Below are 2,768 nucleotides of genomic sequence, written 5' to 3'. Positions count from 1 at the left end.
CTGAGATATTGAAACATAGAATGGTGTACGTGCATCACCCCCGAAGACCGGAGGACCACCCCCCCCCCCACCAAAAACTCACCCCTCCCGGCCCCCCCCCCCCGGACCCCCCGCCCCCCCCCCACCCCCCCCCCCCCCCCCCCCCCCCCCCGCCCCCCCCGCACCCCCCCCCCCCCCCCCCCCCCGCCGTAACCACCCGCCGTCCGGCAATAAACCCACCCCCGCGCCCGTAAACGGACACAGTGCACTGCCGCAGGCGCACTACCCTGGTTGCCGTGACTATTCGCCTGTACGACACCAGCGCCCGGCAGATCCGCGACTTCACCCCGCTCGTGCCGGGCTGCGTCTCGATCTACCTCTGCGGTGCCACCGTTCAGGCGGCGCCCCACATCGGGCACATCCGCTCCGGCCTGAACTTCGACATCATGCGCCGCTGGTTCGAACACCGCGGCTACGACGTCACCTTCATCCGGAACGTCACCGACATCGACGACAAGATCATCAAGAAGGGCGCGGAGCAGAACCGCCCCTGGTGGTCCATCGGCTACGACAACGAGCGCGCCTTCACCGCCGGCTACGACGCCCTCGGCTGCATCCCGCCGACGTACGAGCCGCGCGCCACCGGCCACGTACCCGAGATGATCGAGATGATGCGCGGCCTCATCGAGCGCGGCCACGCCTACGAGGCCGACGGCAGCGTCTACTTCGACGTGCGCTCCTACGCCGACTACCTCAAGCTCTCCAACCAGGAGCTCGACAACCTCTTCCAGCCCGCCGAGGAAGGCATCACCGGCAAGCGCGACCCCCGCGACTTCGCCATGTGGAAGGCCACCAAGCCCGGCGAGCCCGACTGGGAGACCCCGTGGGGCCGCGGCCGCCCCGGCTGGCACCTGGAGTGCTCGGCCATGGCCCACAAGTACCTCGGCAGCGCCTTCGACATCCACGGCGGCGGCCTCGACCTGATCTTCCCGCACCACGAGAACGAGATCGCCCAGGCCAAGGCCTTCGGCGACGAGTTCGCCTCGTACTGGGTGCACAACGCCTGGGTCACCATGGCCGGCGAGAAGATGTCCAAGTCCCTGGGCAACTCGGTGCTCGTCTCCGAGATGGTCAAGAACTGGCGCCCCATCGTCCTGCGCTACTACCTCGGCACCCCGCACTACCGCTCGATGATCGAGTACAGCGAGGAGGCCCTGCGCGAGGCGGAGTCCGCCTTCGCGCGCATCGAGGGCTTCGTCCAGCGCGTGGTGGAGAAGGCCGGCGGCGTCGTCGAGCCGGCCGCCGAGGTCCCGCCGGCGTTCGCCGACGCCATGGACGACGACTTCGGCGTCCCGCAGGCGCTCGCCATCGTCCACACCACCGTCCGCCAGGGCAACAGCGCGCTGGCCGCCGACGACAAGGAAGCCGCCGTCGCCCGCCTCGCCGAGGTACGGGCCATGCTCGGCGTCCTCGGCCTGGACCCGCTCGACCCGCACTGGGCCGGCGAGGCCGACCGCGGCGAGGACCTCCACGGCGCCGTCGACACCCTCGTACGCCTGGTCCTGGACCAGCGCGAGTCCGCCCGCGCCCGCAAGGACTGGGCCACCGCCGACGCCATCCGCGACCAGCTCCAGCAGTCCGGACTGGTCATCGAGGACAGCCCCACCGGGCCGCGCTGGTCGCTCGGCCCCCGCTGAGACCAGTCGGATGTGCCGCCCGCGGGCCGCGGGCGGCACACTGGTCATACGTACGTACTTTTTATTCACAGAGACAGGTAGTCATGGCCGGGAACAGCCAGCGCAGGAACCGCCGCACGTCCAACAAGAAGGGCGCCACGGTCGGCAGCGGTGGCCAGCGGCGCCGGGGCCTGGAAGGCAAGGGCCCCACGCCCAAGGCGGAGGACCGCAAGGGCCACAAGGCGTACCGCGTCGCCAACGCCATGGCACGGCAGGCCGCCAAGCGCCGCCCCGCACCCCGCCGCGGCGGCCCCAAGGGCAGCAGCGAGATGGTCGTCGGCCGCAACCCGGTCTTCGAGGCCCTGCGCGACGGCGTCCCCGCCACCACGCTCTACGTCCAGCAGTTCATCGACAACGACGAGCGCGTCCGCGAGGCCCTCGCGCTCGCCCAGCAGCGCGGCAACATCAACCTGATGGAGGCCCCGCGCCCCGAGCTCGACCGGATGACGGGCGGCCTCAACCACCAGGGCCTGGTCCTGCAGGTCCCGCCGTACGAGTACGCGCACCCCGAGGACCTCACCGCCGAGGCCTACGACGAGGGCCAGGACCCCCTCATCGTCGCCCTCGACGGCGTCACCGACCCGCGCAACCTCGGTGCGATCGTCCGCTCCGTCTCCGCCTTCGGCGGCCACGGCGTGGTCATCCCCGAGCGCCGCGCGGCCGGCATGACCGCCGGCGCCTGGAAGACCTCCGCCGGCACCGCCGCCCGCACCCCCGTCGCCCGCGTCACCAACCTCACCCGCGCCCTCCAGGACTACAAGAAGGCCGGCATCACCGTCGTCGGCCTCGCCGCCGAGGGCGAGCACGAGATCGGCGACCTGGAGGCCCTCGGCGGCCCGGTCGTCATCGTGGTCGGCTCCGAGGGCAAGGGCCTGGGCCGGCTCGTCGGCGAGACCTGCGACTACCTCGTGCGCATCCCCATGCCGGGCGGCGCCGAGTCCCTCAACGCCGGCGTCGCCGCCGGCGTGGTCCTCTACGAGGCGGCCCGCCGCCGCGGCTGACCAAGCCCGGCCCGCCGCGCGCCCCGACGGAGCGCGCGGCGCACGCCCGGGC

The 2,768-nt window shown here is 72.2% G+C and carries 2 protein-coding genes; both read left to right on the top strand.

The window, feature by feature from the left end; all coding sequences use genetic code 11:
- Positions 1 to 275: 275 nt before the first annotated feature.
- Positions 276 to 1,676, top strand: coding sequence for a cysteine--tRNA ligase (gene cysS / locus GPJ59_RS35300; RefSeq protein WP_219672177.1), 1,401 nt, complete (start codon positions 276 to 278; stop codon positions 1,674 to 1,676).
- An 83-nt stretch (positions 1,677 to 1,759) separates the two neighbouring features.
- Positions 1,760 to 2,716: a 23S rRNA (guanosine(2251)-2'-O)-methyltransferase RlmB gene (rlmB, locus tag GPJ59_RS35295; protein ID WP_219672175.1), complete on the top strand. Its 957-nt coding sequence runs from the start codon at positions 1,760 to 1,762 to the stop codon at positions 2,714 to 2,716.
- The last annotated feature ends 52 nt before the right edge of the window (positions 2,717 to 2,768 follow it).

The organism is Streptomyces bambusae (assembly GCF_019400985.1).
Classification (GTDB): Bacteria; Actinomycetota; Actinomycetes; order Streptomycetales; family Streptomycetaceae; genus Streptomyces; species Streptomyces bambusae_A.
The sequence above is the reverse complement of the archived record's forward strand: the minus strand, read 5'-3'. Positions and strand labels throughout refer to the sequence as shown.

Bases quoted from the DNA above. Each gene is read 5' to 3' on its own strand.
- rlmB (WP_219672175.1), top strand. From the start codon at position 1,760: ATGGCCGGGAACAGCCAGCGCAGGAACCGCCGCACGTCCAACAAGAAG.